This window comes from Mesorhizobium sp. Primo-A, from assembly GCF_003997175.1.
Classification (GTDB): domain Bacteria; phylum Pseudomonadota; class Alphaproteobacteria; order Rhizobiales; family Rhizobiaceae; genus Mesorhizobium; species Mesorhizobium ciceri.
This window is the reverse complement of the sequence record NZ_RZTG01000003.1, coordinates 203,325-219,740: the sequence shown is the minus strand read 5'-3', so window position 1 is coordinate 219,740 and position 16,416 is coordinate 203,325. Positions and strand designations below refer to the sequence as shown.

Here is a 16,416-nt window from a genome sequence, read left to right as displayed (position 1 = left end):
ACATTCAGGGCGATCGCTTCGATGTCCGCATTCAGCGATCGTGCCAATGTCGCTGCCGGAGCAAACAAGGTCGGCGGGTGCAGCGCCGCGATTTCCAAAAGAGCGGAAACATCGTGGGAATTCCTATATGTAGTCCTCGACCTGACTCCAGGAGACAACGCCGCGTGTTCCTTTCGGTTTTCGACCTGTTCAAGATCGGCATAGGACCCTCGAGTTCGCACACGATGGGACCGATGACCGCCGCGGCGCGGTTTCTCGACGAGGTCGCGGGAAATGACTGGCCGCGCCCGGCGGGTGTGAAGGTCGACCGCCTTGGCGCCAGCCTGCACGGGTCACTCGCCTATACCGGCATCGGCCACGGCAGTGACCGCGCCGTCATGCTCGGCCTTGCCGGTCTGACGCCGCAGACGGTCGATCCCGACCAGGCCGATGGCATTGCCAGTCGCATCGCCGCCGAAAAGCGTATTTCGCCGCCCGGCCATCCCACCTATCGCTTCGATCCGGCCAGCGATCTGGTGCTGGACCGCAAGACGCCGCTCACCGGCCACGCCAACGGCATGGCGTTCTACGCCTATGATTCCGGCGGCCGCCTGCTGCTCAAGCGCATCTATTATTCGATCGGCGGCGGCTTCGTGGTTTCCGAAGAGGAACTGCAGCGGATGAAGGCCAAGGGATCGGTGACGACGGAAGGCAAGAAAGTGCCTTATCCGTTCAAGAATGCGGTCGAGATGCTGGCCATGGCCGGCAAAAGCGGCCTTTCCATCGCCGACATGAAACGCGTCAACGAGGAGACGCAGATGACGCGCGAGGCGCTCGACGCCGGCCTCGACGGCATCTGGAGCGCCATGAAAGGCTGCATCGACCGCGGCCTGTCGCAGGACGGCATCATGCCGGGCGGGTTGAAGGTGCGCCGCCGTGCCCGCATGCTGCATGACAAGCTGCAGGAGCAATGGCAGCAGAACAAGCCCAATCCCTTGCTCGCCAATGACTGGCTGTCGATCTACGCCATGGCGGTGAACGAGGAAAACGCCGCTGGCGGCCGGGTCGTCACAGCGCCGACCAACGGTGCGGCCGGCACGCTGCCGGCGGTGCTGCGCTACTGGCTGCATTTCCATCCCGAGGCGGACCAGCCGAGCATTCGTGATTTCCTGCTGACGGCTGCTGCGGTCGGCGGCATCATCAAGACCAATGCTTCGATCTCCGGCGCCGAAGTCGGCTGTCAGGGCGAGGTCGGGTCGGCATCGGCAATGGCGGCGGCCGGCCTGTGCGCCGTCATGGGCGGTACGCCCGAGCAGGTCGAGAATGCCGCCGAGATCGCGCTCGAACACCATCTCGGCATGACCTGCGATCCGGTTGGCGGGCTGGTGCAGGTGCCGTGCATCGAGCGCAATGCGCTGGGCGCGGTCAAGGCGGTGACGGCAGCGTCACTGGCCATCAAGGGCGACGGCACCCATTTCGTACCTCTCGATGCAGCAATCGAGACCATGCGCCAGACCGGCCTCGACATGAACGAGAAGTACAAGGAAACCAGCCTGGGTGGGCTCGCCGTCAACGTCGTGGAATGCTGAAGGCTGGCCTAAACTGCCACTGTGGAGAAGTCGATCCGGTCGTTGACGCGTCCGCATGCGGGACTAACCTTAAGCGATGTCTCTCAATCTCATAAAACTCTGTGTCGGCTGCGACAGCGTCGAAGATCTCGAGGAGTGGATCGCCTTCCGCCTCGACGAGCGGCGGCGCGCCGGTGAGCCGGTCGAGCAATATCACACCACGCGCATGATGCCGACGCGCGGCGCCGAGGTCACCGATGGCGGTTCGCTCTATTGGGTGATCAAAGGAAATGTGCAGTGCCGCCAACTGATCACCGAGATCCGGCCGTTCACCGATAGTGAAGGCATCGGCCGCTGCCACCTGATTCTCGACCCCGAGGTTGTTCGAACCGACTGGCAGCCGCGCCGGGCCTTTCAGGGCTGGCGCTATCTGAAGCCGGCCGACGCGCCGCTCGATCTGGGCAAGGGCAAGGCCGGACTGATCGAGATGCCGCCGAAACTCAGGCGCGAGCTTGCCGACCTCGGCCTGCTCTGACCCCAGGTGGCATCACCGTCTGGCCCTTTGTGCCACCCGATGTGGGGCTTGCAAGCGATGTGGCAACGCCACATCTTGTTTTTTATGAGCGATAAGAAGCAACCTGTGCCAGCGAGGACCAATCCTGCGCCGATCAAGCCTCAATCCAACGCTGGCGAGATCGACGCCTTCATTCGCCAGGCGAGGACACTTGCCGCATCGGCGACCGGTTCGGGCAGGCTGATCCTTGCTCTCGACGCGACGATGAGCCGCCAGCCAACCTGGGATCTGGCCTGCACGCTGCAGGGCCAGATGTTCGACGCCGTCGGCAAGGCAGGAACCCTCAGCGTGCAACTGGTTTATTTTCGCGGTCTTGGCGAGTGCCGTTCGTCCGCTTTCGTGAGCGACACCAATGCCTTGAAGCAGCTGATGACGCGGATCGAGTGCCGCAGCGGTCACACCCAGATCGGCAAGGTGCTGGCGCATGCGTTGAAACAGACGGCAACCGCTAAGGTCAATGCGCTGGTCTATATCGGCGATGCGATGGAAGAGGATATCGACGATCTGGCCGAAAAGGCCGGCAGCCTCGGCCTTCATGGCGTTCCTGTCTTCGTCTTTCAGGAAGGCCATGATTCCAGCGCGGAAAAGGCATTCAAAGAGGTTGCGCGGCTGTCCAAGGGGGCCTGGTTCCGGTTTGATCGGCGGGCTGCCGCGACCCTGGCCGGACTGCTTTCGGCTGTCGCCGTGTTCGCGACCGGCGGGTTGAAGGCGCTCGAAGCCAGAGGCAGGCCGGAAGACCGGCTGATGATCGAGCATCTGCGGGGCGGCGGAAAATAATGGGCGCAATCATCGCTTTTGTAGCGTTGCTTTTGCTGCTGCTCGGCGCGGTGACGATTTTTCTGCGTGCCGAGCCAGCGAAACTGGCGGGCACGCTGCGAACGCTTGGGCCGGCTCTTCTGGCAGTTGTCGGCGTCGCCGTGCTGGTGGTCGGCCGTGAAGGCGTCGGCGGCATGATCCTCACCGCGGCAATTGCCTGGTATGGTTCCATGCGAATGAAACGCCAGCCGGCGGGGCTTGCACCGGGCAAACGCTCGACGGTGCGCACAGCGGCATTGGAAATGGAGCTCGATCACGATACCGGCGGCCTCGAAGGACTGGTCCTGGCTGGCCGCCACGAAGGCAAGATGCTTGGCGCGATGGGGCTGGTGGAATTGCAGCACCTCTACCGCGAACTCTCCGGTGATCCGGAGAGCCGGCAGTTGCTAGAGACGTATCTTGACGGCAGATTTCCCGTCTGGCGCAAAAACACTGAGACGAACGGTGGCGAAGGGCTGGGTGTTGCGCCAGGTCCGGGCGCCATGACTAAGGAGGAGGCCTACAAGGTCCTTGGTCTTGAAGCGGGGGCCGCCGCGGCGGATGTCCGCAAGGCGCACCGCCGCCTGATGCAGCGCCTGCACCCCGATGTCGGCGGCACGTCTTTCCTGGCGGCGCGGATTAACGAAGCCAAGGACGTCTTGCTCTCCAATCACAACTAGTCTCCTTCGACGCAGAATTTTTCCGGGAGATGATTTCCACGCCGTCCTACTGCTGGACGGCGTAGCACTCGATGTTCTTCTTCTTCAAAGCGGTGCAGGCCTTCCAGGCGGCGGTCTTCGAACCGAAGCCGCCGAAGCGGGCGCGATAGTAGGTGACGCCGTCCTTGTCGAAGGCGACGGTGAAGCCGGAGGCGTCGGCCAGCACCTTGGGCGCCTGCTTGGTGGTCTTGTCGAGGAAGGCCTGTGCCTCGGACTGCTTTGGCGACGAGGCGACCTGAATGGCCCAGCCCGACGGCACCGACGCCGTGTTGACCGGATCGACGGCCGCTGGTGTTGGCTCGGCATAGGCAGCGACGACCTGGGCCGTCGCGACCTGGGGGGCTGAAACGATGACGGTCTTGACCTTTCTGGTCTTGACGACGGGGGCTGCTTCTTCGGCCTGCGGGGTATCGTCTTCCGCGACCGTGGCGTCCTCGGCGACGGTGGCGTCGTCCTGCGCCACAACAGGCTTGTCATCGGGCGTCGGAGCGTCATGCTTGGGCAGGAGAACCTGGGCGAGGGCGGTGACCGGGTTGTTGCCGCCGGCCTTGGCCACCAGATCGCCACCGCCGCGAGTCGATGCCCTCGGCAGATAGGTGTTGATCAAGCTGGCCATCTGATTGTCGCGGCTGCGGCCGGAACTGCCGCCCATGACCACGCCGACGATGCGGCGATTGCCGTCGGAAACCGACGAGACGAGGTTGAAGCCGGAGGCGCGGGTGTAGCCCGTCTTGATGCCGTCGACACCCTTGATGCGTCCGAGCAGGCGATTGTGACCGTTGATGCGCTGACGCCCGTAGAGGAAGGAGCGCTGCGAGAAATAGCCGTAATATTGCGGAAAATGTTCGCGCAGCGCGATGCCGAGCGTCGCCATATCGCGCGCGGTGGTGAACTGGCCAGGGTCTGGCAGGCCATTGGCGTTGCGGAACACGGTGCCGTTCATGCCCAGCGCACGCGCCTTGGCGGTCATCATGCGGGCAAAAGTGGTTTCATTGCCGCCGAGCATTTCGCCGAGCGCGGTGGCCGAGTCATTCGCCGACTTGGTGACGATCGACAGGATCGCGGTCTCGACCGTGACCGAACCGCCCGGCTTCACGCCAAGTTTCGTCGGCGCCTCGGCGGAGGCCTTGGCGGAAAACACCACTGGCGTATTCCTGCTGATCTTGCCCTTCGCCATCGCTTCGAAGGTCAGGTACAGCGTCATCATCTTGGTCAGCGAAGCTGGATAGCGCCTGCCGTTGGCATCTGCGGAGTAAAGCACCTTGCCAGTCTTGGCATCCACGACGATGGCCGCCTGCTTGGCCGCCAGCGACGAGGCAACGTCTCCAAAAACGAATGTCATCGCCAAGGCGATGATCATCATCGTTTTGAGAGGGGAGGTGGATTTGGAAACGATGCCCAACAACGCCTTACGCACTGGTACTTCCCTTGGATTTCTTCGTTGCGTTGGAGGCGGCAAAGGGTCCTGCCTCGCTTCCGGCCAAGCTACCGGCGCAGCGTTACCAATCCGTTTATGGTAACCGCCGCGTTCACCATTTTCTTCGTGCTTGAAGCTCTCTTTATTCGATTTTTAGCCATTGGCTGCGCAGGCGGGTCCGCGAGCCCGCGAAATCTTGACTTTTGTGCGGCGCACAATATATTATCTTGCATTGCACAAGGGCGCCCCGAAGAAGGACGCCTCAACCGTCAAGGGAATCGTGAAATGACCCAGACCTATGAGGACTTCAGCAAATACGGCAAAGAGTTCGCCGACACCGGATTGAAGAGCTTCGCGTCGCTCTCCAAGGGCGCACAGGCGATTGCCACCGAGGCTGGTGAATACACCAAGAAGAGTTTTGAAACCGGCAGCGCCACTGTGGAGAAGCTGTTTTCAGCCAAGTCGCTGGAAAAGGCCATCGAGATCCAGTCGGACTACGCCAAGCAGTCCTATGAGGCGTTCGTCGCCGAGGCTACCAAGATCGGCGATCTCTATGCCGAACTCGCCAAGGAAGCCTACAAGCCATTCGAATCGATCGTTGCCAAGGCGAAGTAATTTCGCCCGGGCGAACTGATTTCGCCTGACGTGACCCAGATTCAGCCTTTTGACCCGAGAAAAAGCCCGGCCGTGGAAACGTGGCCGGGCTTTTTCGTGTCAATTTCCGTTCCAGAGCCTCGCGCCCCTTCACGATTGCGAAAATCGTCCAAGTTTGGTGACCTAGCCATATTGTCAGCTAACCAGAAGGGCTTAAAATCGTACATCGAACACCTACATGTCGAACTCGCATGGGGAATCGAAAGAGGCAGGAATACGTGACGATCGGTTTGACTGCCACGAGACGCGTGGTGCGAATGCAAGACGGCGACGGTAACGGCAATGGGGCCGGCCGTGGGACGGCCGTCATCACGCGCACCAAAACCAAGACCAAGAAGCCCAGCCTTTATCGGGTCCTCATCCTCAACGACGACTACACTCCGATGGAGTTCGTGGTTCACGTGCTGGAGCGTTTTTTCCAGAAGGATCGCGAAGCCGCCACACGCATCATGCTTCATGTTCACAATCATGGAGTGGGCGAGTGCGGGGTCTATACATTCGAGGTGGCCGAGACCAAAGTGTCCCAGGTCATGGATTTCGCCCGACAGAATCAGCATCCGCTGCAATGCGTGATGGAGAAGAAGTGAGGTAACATGCCGGCTTTCTCCCAAGGCCTGGAAAAGGCGCTTCACCAGGCGCTGACGCTCGCCAATGAGCGGCACCATGAATATGCAACCCTAGAACATCTGCTGCTCGCGCTCATCGACGACACCGAGGCGGCCGCCGTCATGCGCGCCTGCAATGTCGATCTCGATGAGCTCAAGCATACGGTTCTCACCTATATCGACACCGAGCTGGACAACCTCGTCACCGGCTACGACGAGGACTCCAAGCCGACGGCCGGTTTCCAGCGCGTCATCCAGCGCGCGGTGATCCATGTGCAGTCTTCTGGCCGCGAGGAAGTGTCGGGCGCCAACGTGCTCGTCGCCATCTTCGCCGAGCGCGAGAGCCATGCCGCCTATTTCCTGCAGGAACAGCAGATGACCCGCTACGATGCGGTCAACTACATCTCGCACGGCATTGCCAAGCGTCCGGGCGCGTCGGAGACACGCTCGCCGCGCGGCGCCGATGACGAGCAGGGCGGCCAGAACGGCGCCGAGCCGCAAGAGGAAGGCGGCAAGAAGAAGCAGCAGCAGGACGCGCTGACGGCCTATTGCGTCAATCTCAACAACAAGGCCAAGGCCGGCAAGATCGACCCGCTGATCGGCCGCGAGTCCGAGATCAACCGCACCATCCAGGTGCTGTGCCGCCGCTCCAAGAACAACCCGCTCTACGTCGGTGACCCCGGCGTCGGCAAGACGGCGATCGCCGAGGGCCTGGCCAAGCGCATCGTCGAGGGCGACGTTCCCGAAGTGCTGCACAATGCCACCATCTTCGCGCTCGATATGGGCACGCTGCTCGCCGGCACGCGCTATCGCGGTGATTTCGAGGAACGGCTGAAGCAGGTCGTCAAGGAGCTCGAGGATTATCCTGGCGCCGTGCTGTTCATCGACGAGATTCACACGGTGATCGGGGCAGGGGCGACTTCAGGCGGCGCCATGGATGCGTCCAACCTGTTGAAGCCGGCGCTGTCGTCGGGTGCGATCCGCTGCATCGGCTCGACCACCTACAAGGAATTCCGCCAGTTCTTCGAGAAGGACCGTGCCTTGGTGCGGCGCTTCCAGAAGATCGACGTCAACGAGCCGACCATCGAGGACGCGATCGAGATCATGAAGGGCCTCAAGCCCTATTATGAGGAGTTCCACAAGGTGAAGTTCACCAACGAGGCGATCAAGGCCTCGGTGGAACTGTCGGCACGCTACATCAACGACCGCAAGCTGCCGGACAAGGCGATCGACGTGATCGACGAGACCGGCGCCTCGCAGATGCTGGTGCCGGAAGCCAAGCGCAAGAAGACTATCGGCATCAAGGAGATCGAGGCGACGATCGCCACCATGGCCCGCATCCCGCCGAAGACGGTTTCGGCCGACGACGAGAAGGTGCTGCAGGGCCTCGATATCGAGCTGAAGCGAGTCGTCTATGGCCAGGACACTGCGATCACCGCACTGACCTCGGCGATCAAGCTGGCGCGTGCCGGCCTGCGCGAACCGGAGAAGCCGATCGGCTCCTACCTGTTCTCCGGCCCGACCGGCGTCGGCAAGACCGAAGTGGCCAAGCAGTTGGCCGCGTCGCTCGGCGTGGAGCTGATCCGCTTCGACATGTCGGAATATATGGAGCGCCACACCGTGTCGCGGCTGATCGGTGCTCCTCCCGGCTATGTCGGCTTCGACCAGGGCGGTCTTCTGACGGACGGCGTCGACCAGCATCCGCATTGCGTGCTGTTGCTGGACGAGGTCGAGAAGGCGCATCCGGACCTGTTCAACATCCTGTTGCAGGTTATGGACCATGGCAAGCTGACCGACCACAACGGCAAGCAGATCGACTTCCGCAATGTGATCCTGATCATGACCACCAATGCGGGCGCGTCGGATGCGCAGCGTGCGGCGATCGGCTTCGGCTCGACCAAGCGCGAAGGCGACGATGTCGAGGCGATCAACCGGCTGTTCACGCCGGAGTTCCGCAACCGTCTCGATGCGATCATCCCGTTCGGCTCGCTGCCGGTGCCGGTCATCCATCAGGTGGTGCAGAAGTTCGTCATGCAGCTCGAGGCCCAGCTTTCCGAGCGTGGCGTCACCTTCGACCTGTCGGCGGACGCGATCGCCTGGCTCGCCGACAAGGGCTATGATGAGCGCATGGGCGCGCGGCCGCTCGGTCGTGTGATCCAGGAGCACATCAAGAAGCCATTGGCCGACGAGGTGCTGTTCGGCAAGCTCAAGAAGGGCGGCACGGTGCGCGTCACCGTCGAGAAGAAGGAAACCGGCGAGACCGGCCTGAAGCTCGAATCGCTGGCCGACGAGGCGCCGGTGAAGCCGAAGAAGGAAGAGCCGGAAGAAACGCCGAAGTCCAGAAAGGCCGTGGTGAAAAAGCCGGCGGCCAAGAAGCTGGTGGCGCAGAAGCCCGAAGCCAAGGGCAAGGACGGCGGCAAGCGCAGCCTGGTGCCACAACTGCCCCGAAAGAACTGAGCTTACGAAAGTCAAAAAAGCCCCGGAGACGGGGCTTTTTTATTGGAGCGAGGGTAGGCATAATCGGCCAGATCATCATCCTGAACGGTGCGCCGCGATCGAAAAACAAGCATCGCCAAGGCTGTTCAGGAGTGCTTCGATGGCGTCTGGATCAATCTCGGTGTCGACGTTTGCGATCAGGCCATGCCGCCGCGCTATCGACCCGAGATGGGATTGCGGCCCGGTGGCGCGCCTGTGGCAGGAAGAGGTGCACCGGCCCGGCGTGTACGATCTGGAAGTCGACACGTCGCTCCTGAGCCCTGGGCAATGCGCGGACACGCTCGCAGAGCAGCTTCGGCAAGGACCGTATCGAACAGCGTTTCGGAAATGTCCAACCCATCCAGCGCCGCCCTTGAGGCGTTTTGACCGGCATGCCGCCGCAGGCGAGTTCGTCCAGATCGGCGAATTTACATCCCGCAAAGGGCCGGCGATTGCATGGTGGAGCTCTCAGCGGCCGCGCTGTCCGACTCGAAACGGGTCAGCAAATATCCGCACGCCTTCCAGATCGCGACCATCAGGGATGCGCCCGCATAGCCATCCACGGCATAGTGCCAGCCAAGCACGACGGATCCGACCATAATGACGCCGCGAATAACCACATCACAACACCGGCCAGCCGAGACCGCCGCGTTGCATAGAGAGCGAACAGCACCGCCATCGCAACGTGCAGGGATGGGAAGGCGGATATACCGACGCTGCCGGTAGTTGCGCCGGTGTAGCCACCCCACAGCATATCCTGCGTGTTGAGCGCCCAGATTGGATAGATGCGATCGGCGGTGGCGAGTGCTTGCATGAGGGCGTGAAAGTCGTTGCCGAACCCCAATCGCTCGTAAAAGCAAGGGCCAGCCGACGACAGGCCCATCGCGAGGAAGAAGCCACCCAGCGTCCACACCGTCATGAAGCTCATCAGGAACTGGTGACGCAGCTTCGTATCCTTGCGTGCGATGCACACGGTGAAAACCGCGGTAATGAGCACGACGAACCAGAAATTGTAAGCGATGTTGATGATCTTCAATGCAAGCGGCGACTGGACGGTAAACCACAACCATTCGTGCGGGGCTCGACCGAAATGCAGGATGCGGTCGGCCTGAGCCAATGCCTTGTCCCATGCAAACGGAGAGAGGATTGCAATGGCTCCCTTCAACACACCGATCGCGGATATGAAGGCAAGACCCGCACCCAGGCCATTCAGGCTGTTGGCAATGCGTTCGGCGTCGCCAAAGAATCTACCCAGTGACTTGAGGAAGGTGTGCAGCGGTTCGGTATCCCGCTGGACCAGCGCAAGATGGAGAAGCGTCCCAAGTGCAAAGGCTGAGCCGCAAATCCAGAAGGCGATGAAAAGATACTCAGCGTATTCCTCCAGAACGCCGAAATCCGGCATGTTTCCAGTGTGCCACCCGACTGCGCTTGCCAGAAGCAGCGCAGCGGCAGCCATAGCGTGCAGCAGCCGGTGTCGCCAAAAGGCATCCGCCAAGATGCCAAGAAAAGCACGCTCGACAATTGCCCCCGCCAGTGGGGCCGATGCCGCAACCGAATGTTCCATGGTTTTGAAGCCCCACAGCTCGCCACGCGTTAGCATTTTACCGTGAGATGGTTCGATATTTCCTAATCAGACGATTAGAGTTGCAAACGGTTGAGTCGGCACTGGGCACGGCCGGGCATTAGAATCGGCTTCTGGACTGAACGGCGCTTGTTAGTCCGATATTCTCGACCCGGTCCACCACATCATTGGCGGACCTCCCGCTCTCAATTTTTGAGTGCAGTCCGTATCTTTTCGGCGTTACCGACCAGAATCTCCGGCTTCTCCATCTCGCCCGTGTGCGGCTTCAGCGGGATGCCGTCGAAGCGCGGAATGACATGCACATGCAGATGATAGACGGTCTGCCCTGAGGCCGGCTCATTGAACTGCATGACGGTGACGCCATCGGCGCCGAAGGCCTTTTTCACCGCCAGCGCCACTTTCTGAACGGCGCTCAAGAGATGGCCGAAAATTGACGGATCGGCATCGAGAAGGTTGCGCGACGGCGCTTTCGGCACCACCAGCGTATGGCCGGGCCCCTGCGGCATCACATCCATGAAGGCGATGACCGCGTCATCCTCGTAGACACGGTGCGAGGGAATTTCGCCGCGCAGGATCTTGGCGAAAATGTTGTCGGTATCGTAGGCGGCCTCGGTCATGGCGAACGCTCCGGATTGTGCCTTCGTGTAGCGAAGGCGTCGAAATTCGGCAAGATAATCGTCGCCCCCCAGCCGGCCAGCCGGGGCTACTCCTCGAGATCCTTGCGGAACGGGGTATGCTCTTCCAGATATTCGCTCATCCGCTCCACCTCCTGCCGTTCGCGCCGAAGATAGTCGGCGACGGCGTTGCGCAGGCCTGGGTGCGCAATGTAGTGCGCGGAATGCATGGTCACCGGCCGGTAGCCGCGCGCCAGCTTGTGCTCGCCCTGCGCTCCCGCCTCGACCACCTTGAGCTTGCGCTCGATGGCGAAGTCGATCGCCTGATGATAGCAGACCTCGAAATGCAGGAAGGGATGGTCCTCGATGCAGCCCCAGTTGCGGCCATAAAGTGCATCCGAACCGATGAAATTGATCGCGCCGGCGATATAGCGCCCGTTGCGCCTGGCCATCACCAGCAGGATGTCGTCGGCCATGCGCTCGCCGATCATCGAGAAGAATTGACGATTGAGATAGGGCCGGCCCCATTTGCGACTGCCGGTGTCCATGTAGAAGGCGAAGAAATCGTCCCAGGCTTTCTCCGTGAGGTCCTTGCCGGTCAGCCGGTCGATTGAAATGCCTGGGGCAAGCGCTTCGCGCCTTTCCTTTTTCATCGCCTTTCGCTTGCGCGAGGCAAGGGTGGCGAGGAAGTCGTCATAGGTTGAAAAGCCTTCGTTGAAGAAATGGAATTGCTGGTCGGTGCGGTGCAGGAAACCGGCTGCTTCCAGCACCTCCACATCGCTCTCTTGCGCGAAGGTGACATGTGCGGAAGAGACACCGAGCTTTTGCGTCACCGCCTTCAGGCCCGCCGCGAGACCGGCCTTCACCTTGGCACTGTCCTCGCCCCTGGTGACCAGCAGGCGAGGGCCGGTGACCGGGGAGAACGGCACGGCACTTTGCAGTTTGGGATAGTAGCGGCCACCGGCGCGTTCGAACGCATCCGACCAGCCATGGTCGAACACATATTCGCCCTGGCTGTGCGATTTGAGATAACAGGGCACCGCGCCCAGCAATCTGCCTTGCCCATCCTCGAGCCGGAGGTGGTGGCCCTGCCAGCCGGTACGCCGCACGGCGCATCCAGAATCTTCGAGCGCGCCTAGAAAAGCGAATGAAACCAAAGGATTGTAGCTGGCTTCTAAATCGCCGCGCGCAGTTCCCGCAAAGCCATTCCATTCATCATAGGTGAAGGCGCCGATGCCGGCGGCGACGCGGATCGAATAGTCCGCATTGGCCGTTTGTCCGTCACCCTCATCGCCCTGATCCATGAGGCTTATTTAAGCTCCGTCCGGCCTGGTGCAAGTCACGTTTCAGACACTCAGGCGACTTTGACCAGATCGGGTTCGAACCCTTCGAAAGTCATCTGGTCGGCATATCTGAAGGTCAGGTCGACCGCCGGCTGGTCATGCACCGTCCAGGTGATAACAGGCATTTTCAGCCTTTCACGCACGAAGCTGACAAATGGGTTTGGCAGGTCGCCGGCGGCGTAGGAGGTGAAGGCGATCTCATGCGCCAGCATGGCGAAATGCGCCTCGATCAACCCGACGTCCTTGCCGTAGGCGGTGAGACCCCCTGGGATACCCGGCGCGTCCTTCGGAAAATCGCGGACCAGCCAATGGTCGAACGACATGATCGCCGCCTTGCCCTTGTAGCGCTTGAGCATCTTGCCGACGCTTGCCACCAGGCCTTCGTCATAGCCGGGCGTGCCTTTCAGCTCGACGACCAGTGGCACGCGGCCATCGACCAGGTCGAGCGCTTCCTGCAGCGTCGGCACATGGTCCGCCGTGCCACCGACCCTGAGCGCCGCGAGTTCAGCTGCGGTACGCTGCCAGACGAAACCATCCTGGCCGGTCAGGCGCTTGAGATCGCCGTCATGGATGATGACGGGAACGCGGTCGGACGACAGGTGCACGTCGCATTCGATGGCGTAGCCGCGTTCGGCGGCTGCGGCAAAGGCCGACAGCGTGTTTTCCCAGCGCGTCTTGTTCATGTCGTGGAAGCCGCGGTGGGCAACGGGCCGGGCGGTCAGCCAGGATAGCTCGGTCATATCTGTACCCTGGCTCATGCGACTTCGAAGATGGCTTCGATTTCCACTGCGGCATTAAGCGGCAGGCAGGCCGTGCCGACGGCGGAGCGTGCATGCTTGCCGCGCTCGCCAAGGGCGGCGACCAGGAAATCGGAGGCGCCGTTGGCAACCAGATGCTGCTCGACGAACTCGGGTGTCGAGGCGACGAAAACGGTGATCTTCACCAGGCGGCTGATCTTCTCGAGGTCGCCGAGTGCTGCCTTGGCCTGCGCCAGGATGTTGATCGCGCAGTATTTTGCCGCATCCTTGCCGCCTGCGGTATCGAGATCGCGGCCCAACAGCCCGCTCGCCTGCAGCTTGCCGTCCTTAAGCGGCAATTGCCCGGCAGTGAACAGCAAATGGCCGGTCCTGCAATAGGGCACGTAGTTGGCGGCGGGCGCGGCGGCGACGGGAAGCGTCACACCCAGATCGCTTAGCCGCTTTTCGATTGTTTCACTCATGGTATTTCCCTATTGCTTGGTGACGCCGCGCCGGCCGGGCCGAAATTGCTATTTTTGCCTCGCTTCCGCCACGACTTTTTTTAAGCTGGACCATCTTTCCCTGCGGCCTGCCATCAGTCGCGACGATCGGAGTACCTCATGCGCGCAACGCGCCTCGCATTCCATGCCGTCCTGTTGTCGGGGATATTCTCGATAGGCCCTGTCTTCGCAGCGCCGGCGCTGCAAGCCCACCGCGCCGTCTACGATCTTACCCTGAAAAAGGCTTCCGATCAGTCCGGCATCACGGGCATATCCGGCCGCATGGTCTATGAGTTCAACGGCTCGGCCTGCGAAGGCTATACGGTGAAATTCCGCTTCGTCACCCAGATCGTCACCGCTGACGGCACGAAGCTGACGGACCAGCAGACGACAACTTTCGAGGACGCCGAAGGCAAGACCTTTTCGTTCGTGACGAAATCCTTTTCCGACCAGAACCTCGACAAGGAGGTCAAGGGCATAGCCACGAAAGAGGCCAAGGGCCTGAAGGTCGATATCGACAAGCCCGAAAAGAACAGCGTCGAGCTGGCGACAACCCAATTCCCGACCCAGCATTTGGTCGAATTGATCGGCAAGGCCGAAAAAGGCGAGAATTTTTACGAAACCAACCTGTTCGACGGTTCCGAAGACGCCAACAAGGTGATGACCACCACCGTCGTTGTCGGCAAGAAAACCGATGCCGACAAGGCCGACCCGGAAGCTTCGGCACTGGCAAAGCTCGCCACCGACAAATACTGGCCGGTCGACATCGCCTATTTCGACGACACCAACAAGACCGGCGAAGAGGTTCCGGAATACCGTATCAGCTTCAAGCTGCATGAGAACGGCATCACCCGCGATCTCGTCATGGACTATGGCGACTTCTCGATGACCGGCAAGCTGGTCAACCTGTCGCTGTTCGACCAGACAAAACCTTGTCCCGCCAAATAGTGCCTGTCTAGGCAGCTGATTTGCCACGGCACGGCGTGGTCGTAACGAACGACTTGAACGTGCCGCAATCGTCCCTCAACCTCTTCCAGCGTCCAGGCGCGAGGGGGATCAGCTTGAGCAGGATCGATACGTTCGTCGCGCCGCGGCCCAACCCGGCACTGATCAGGGCCATGACATCCGTCAACCGGATCGTCATGCTGCGCGGCATTCCCGGGTTTCGGGATCTGTTGCCGTTCAATCGCCTGGCCGGTCTGCGCGGCGTCTCAAATGTCCGCCATATCGACTTTCCCGACGCCGATCTTGAGCGGCTGAAGGCCAGTTGCGGGGCAGGGAAGGCGACCTTCATCACGCCCAATCATCCCGAGTTCTTCACCGACTGGATGATCGACAAGGAAATCGTGTCGCAGGTCAGCCCGCTCACGGCCTCATGGGCGACCAATGGTGTCGTCAACGGCCTTGGCCGGCTGATGCAGAAGTTCTGGCTGGCCAACAATCTGATCGCCCAGATTCCCGGCAACAGCGGGGCAGCGAAGGAACACTCGATCGCCTGGGCCTTGAAAGGCCATGGCGTGCTGCTGCATCCCGAAGGCGGCGTCGGCTGGCATGCCAATGTCGTTGCGCCTTTGCTGCCGGGTGCCGTCGAGATGGGACTGGAGGCCCTCAAGCGCGGTCGGGCCACGGATCCCAATTTCAAGGTCTGGATCGCGCCCGTCGTCTGGAAGCTTGCCTTCACCGGCAACGTCGAAGCGGCACTGGCGAAGGAATGCGCCTATGTCGAGAAAAACCTCAAAATAGAACGCCAGGCGACCGACACGCTGCCGCAGCGCATTCACCATGTCTATTCGACACTGCTGGCCCGCGATGAAGCTGCCACCGGCATGCCGTTCGACCAAGGCGCTTCCTATGCCCAGCGTCAGAGGGTTTTGGTCACCGAGCTCAGCCGCCAGCTCGGCAAAAGCATCTCAGCCGACATTGATGTCACCGACATCACCGAGATTCTGCGGCGGGCGCGCCGCTGGCAGCGCGAAAACACTGGCGATGCCGAACGGCAAAGGCAGGTCCGCGCGCTCGTCGATAGGGTTCAGAGGCTGCAACGCGTCGGACCCTGGGCCTGCGCCAATCCGCGCATTAGCCAGGAGGAGATCGCCGAACATCTGAAGCGGATCCGCAACGACTATTGTCGGGGCGGGCTGCGCGACACGATGAACCGATTCGTTCCGCAGCCGGCCGGGCCGCGTTGCGCCCACATCCGGGTGCCGGAGGCACTGGGCTTGCATGAGCATACGGGCTCGATCGACGATGCGGTTGCCGATCTGCACCGTCGCATGCAGGATACAGTCACCAACATCGTCGCCGAGCTTGCAGCCAATGGCGGCTTCATTTTCTATCCGAATCCATTCTATCGTCACTGACATCAGCCGGGCCATGTGGCCGACTGTCGTGACGGATGGAAGGCAGACAGCAAGCTTTATGGCAGCCTATGTCGACGCAGCGATCTGGAACTGGGCCGGCCATCGCTGGTGCCATCTGTTGGCCGACGACACCGACGAGTTGCATCGCTTTGCCGCGCATCTTGGCGTCAAGCGCTCATCCTACCAAGGGCCGCCCAAGACATCGGCGCCGCATTATGACATAACCGGCTTCGAGCGTGACCGTGCGGTGCGGCTCGGCGCCATCGAATGCAGCCGCGAGGAGATCGTCGCGGTCTTCCGGCGGGTGCGGGTGCCGAACGGCAAGATAAAGCGCTGACGGCAGCGCGCGGATCGTCGCACGCCGTACACAGGTCCCACGGCGCTTGCGTTTATCGCGCATCCCCTCTATATGCGCGCTCATTCCACACACGGACTTTGGTGTCTGCCCGGGAGAAATCCGGCTGAAACCTCCGGTGGCGTTCGAGGACAAAGTC

The 16,416-nt window shown here is 61.4% G+C and carries 16 protein-coding genes and 1 pseudogene; 11 read left to right on the top strand and 6 right to left on the bottom strand.

The window, feature by feature from the left end; translation table 11 throughout:
* Nucleotides 1-164: 164 nt before the first annotated feature.
* The 4 genes from EOC83_RS06495 (at nt 165) to EOC83_RS06480 (ending at nt 3,596) form a co-directional block, all read left to right on the top strand.
* Nucleotides 165-1,568 (top strand): L-serine ammonia-lyase, encoded by a 1,404-nt coding sequence (locus EOC83_RS06495; protein WP_063167959.1) that lies wholly within the window; start codon nt 165-167, stop codon nt 1,566-1,568.
* Nucleotides 1,569-1,644: 76 nt separating this feature from the next.
* Complete coding sequence (locus EOC83_RS06490) at nt 1,645-2,082, top strand: DUF1489 family protein (protein ID WP_013531780.1); 438 nt, start codon at nt 1,645-1,647, stop codon at nt 2,080-2,082.
* 84 nt (nt 2,083-2,166) lie between these two features.
* Entirely contained in the window at nt 2,167-2,898 is a 732-nt protein-coding gene (locus tag EOC83_RS06485; protein ID WP_027161546.1) for a hypothetical protein, read from the top strand.
* Complete coding sequence (locus tag EOC83_RS06480; protein ID WP_013531778.1) at nt 2,898-3,596, top strand: DnaJ domain-containing protein; 699 nt, start codon at nt 2,898-2,900, stop codon at nt 3,594-3,596. Before EOC83_RS06485 ends, EOC83_RS06480 begins: the two co-directional genes overlap by 1 nt.
* Before the next feature lie 46 nt (nt 3,597-3,642).
* Here the strand turns inward: EOC83_RS06480 and EOC83_RS06475 are convergent, their stop codons facing one another.
* Complete coding sequence (locus EOC83_RS06475; RefSeq protein WP_013531777.1) at nt 3,643-5,052, bottom strand: D-alanyl-D-alanine carboxypeptidase; 1,410 nt, start codon at nt 5,050-5,052, stop codon at nt 3,643-3,645.
* Nucleotides 5,053-5,337: 285 nt separating this feature from the next.
* Here EOC83_RS06475 and EOC83_RS06470 point away from each other — a divergent pair, with 285 nt between their 5' ends.
* The 4 genes and pseudogenes from EOC83_RS06470 to EOC83_RS06455 all read left to right on the top strand — a co-directional run.
* Nucleotides 5,338-5,667: a phasin family protein gene (locus EOC83_RS06470; RefSeq protein WP_013531776.1), complete on the top strand. Its 330-nt coding sequence runs from the start codon at nt 5,338-5,340 to the stop codon at nt 5,665-5,667.
* A 296-nt stretch (nt 5,668-5,963) separates the two neighbouring features.
* Entirely contained in the window at nt 5,964-6,293 is a 330-nt protein-coding gene (gene clpS, locus EOC83_RS06465) for an ATP-dependent Clp protease adapter ClpS (RefSeq protein ID WP_023812950.1), read from the top strand.
* Nucleotides 6,294-6,299: 6 nt separating this feature from the next.
* Nucleotides 6,300-8,768, top strand: coding sequence for an ATP-dependent Clp protease ATP-binding subunit ClpA (gene clpA / locus EOC83_RS06460; RefSeq protein ID WP_013531774.1), 2,469 nt, complete (start codon nt 6,300-6,302; stop codon nt 8,766-8,768).
* A 59-nt stretch (nt 8,769-8,827) separates the two neighbouring features.
* Nucleotides 8,828-9,135 (top strand): annotated as a pseudogene (locus EOC83_RS06455) (hypothetical protein); the annotation flags it as partial.
* A 186-nt stretch (nt 9,136-9,321) separates the two neighbouring features.
* Here EOC83_RS06455 and EOC83_RS06450 read toward each other — a convergent pair.
* From EOC83_RS06450 to EOC83_RS06430, 5 genes are all read right to left on the bottom strand, one after another.
* Nucleotides 9,322-10,350, bottom strand: coding sequence for a phosphatase PAP2 family protein (locus EOC83_RS06450; protein WP_244514298.1), 1,029 nt, complete (start codon nt 10,348-10,350; stop codon nt 9,322-9,324).
* A 203-nt stretch (nt 10,351-10,553) separates the two neighbouring features.
* The gene (locus EOC83_RS06445; protein WP_013531772.1) at nt 10,554-10,985 is read right to left on the bottom strand and encodes an HIT family protein; all 432 of its coding nucleotides are present in this window, start codon (nt 10,983-10,985) and stop codon (nt 10,554-10,556) included.
* Nucleotides 10,986-11,071: 86 nt separating this feature from the next.
* Nucleotides 11,072-12,286, bottom strand: a complete 1,215-nt coding sequence (locus tag EOC83_RS06440) for a GNAT family N-acetyltransferase (protein ID WP_063167961.1) — start codon at nt 12,284-12,286, stop codon at nt 11,072-11,074.
* A gap of 50 nt (nt 12,287-12,336) precedes the next feature.
* Complete coding sequence (locus EOC83_RS06435; RefSeq protein WP_063170232.1) at nt 12,337-13,065, bottom strand: glycerophosphodiester phosphodiesterase; 729 nt, start codon at nt 13,063-13,065, stop codon at nt 12,337-12,339.
* Nucleotides 13,066-13,079: 14 nt separating this feature from the next.
* Entirely contained in the window at nt 13,080-13,544 is a 465-nt protein-coding gene (locus tag EOC83_RS06430) for a RidA family protein (RefSeq protein WP_063167962.1), read from the bottom strand.
* 138 nt (nt 13,545-13,682) lie between these two features.
* Here EOC83_RS06430 and EOC83_RS06425 point away from each other — a divergent pair, with 138 nt between their 5' ends.
* From EOC83_RS06425 to EOC83_RS06415, 3 genes are all read left to right on the top strand, one after another.
* On the top strand, nt 13,683-14,510 hold the full coding sequence (locus tag EOC83_RS06425; RefSeq protein WP_063167963.1) for a cell envelope integrity EipB family protein: 828 nt from the start codon (nt 13,683-13,685) through the stop codon (nt 14,508-14,510).
* Between the two features lie 113 nt (nt 14,511-14,623).
* The gene (locus EOC83_RS06420) at nt 14,624-15,922 is read left to right on the top strand and encodes a hypothetical protein (RefSeq protein ID WP_063167964.1); all 1,299 of its coding nucleotides are present in this window, start codon (nt 14,624-14,626) and stop codon (nt 15,920-15,922) included.
* Between the two features lie 58 nt (nt 15,923-15,980).
* Complete coding sequence (locus tag EOC83_RS06415) at nt 15,981-16,259, top strand: DUF4031 domain-containing protein (protein ID WP_013531766.1); 279 nt, start codon at nt 15,981-15,983, stop codon at nt 16,257-16,259.
* Nucleotides 16,260-16,416: the final 157 nt, after the last annotated feature.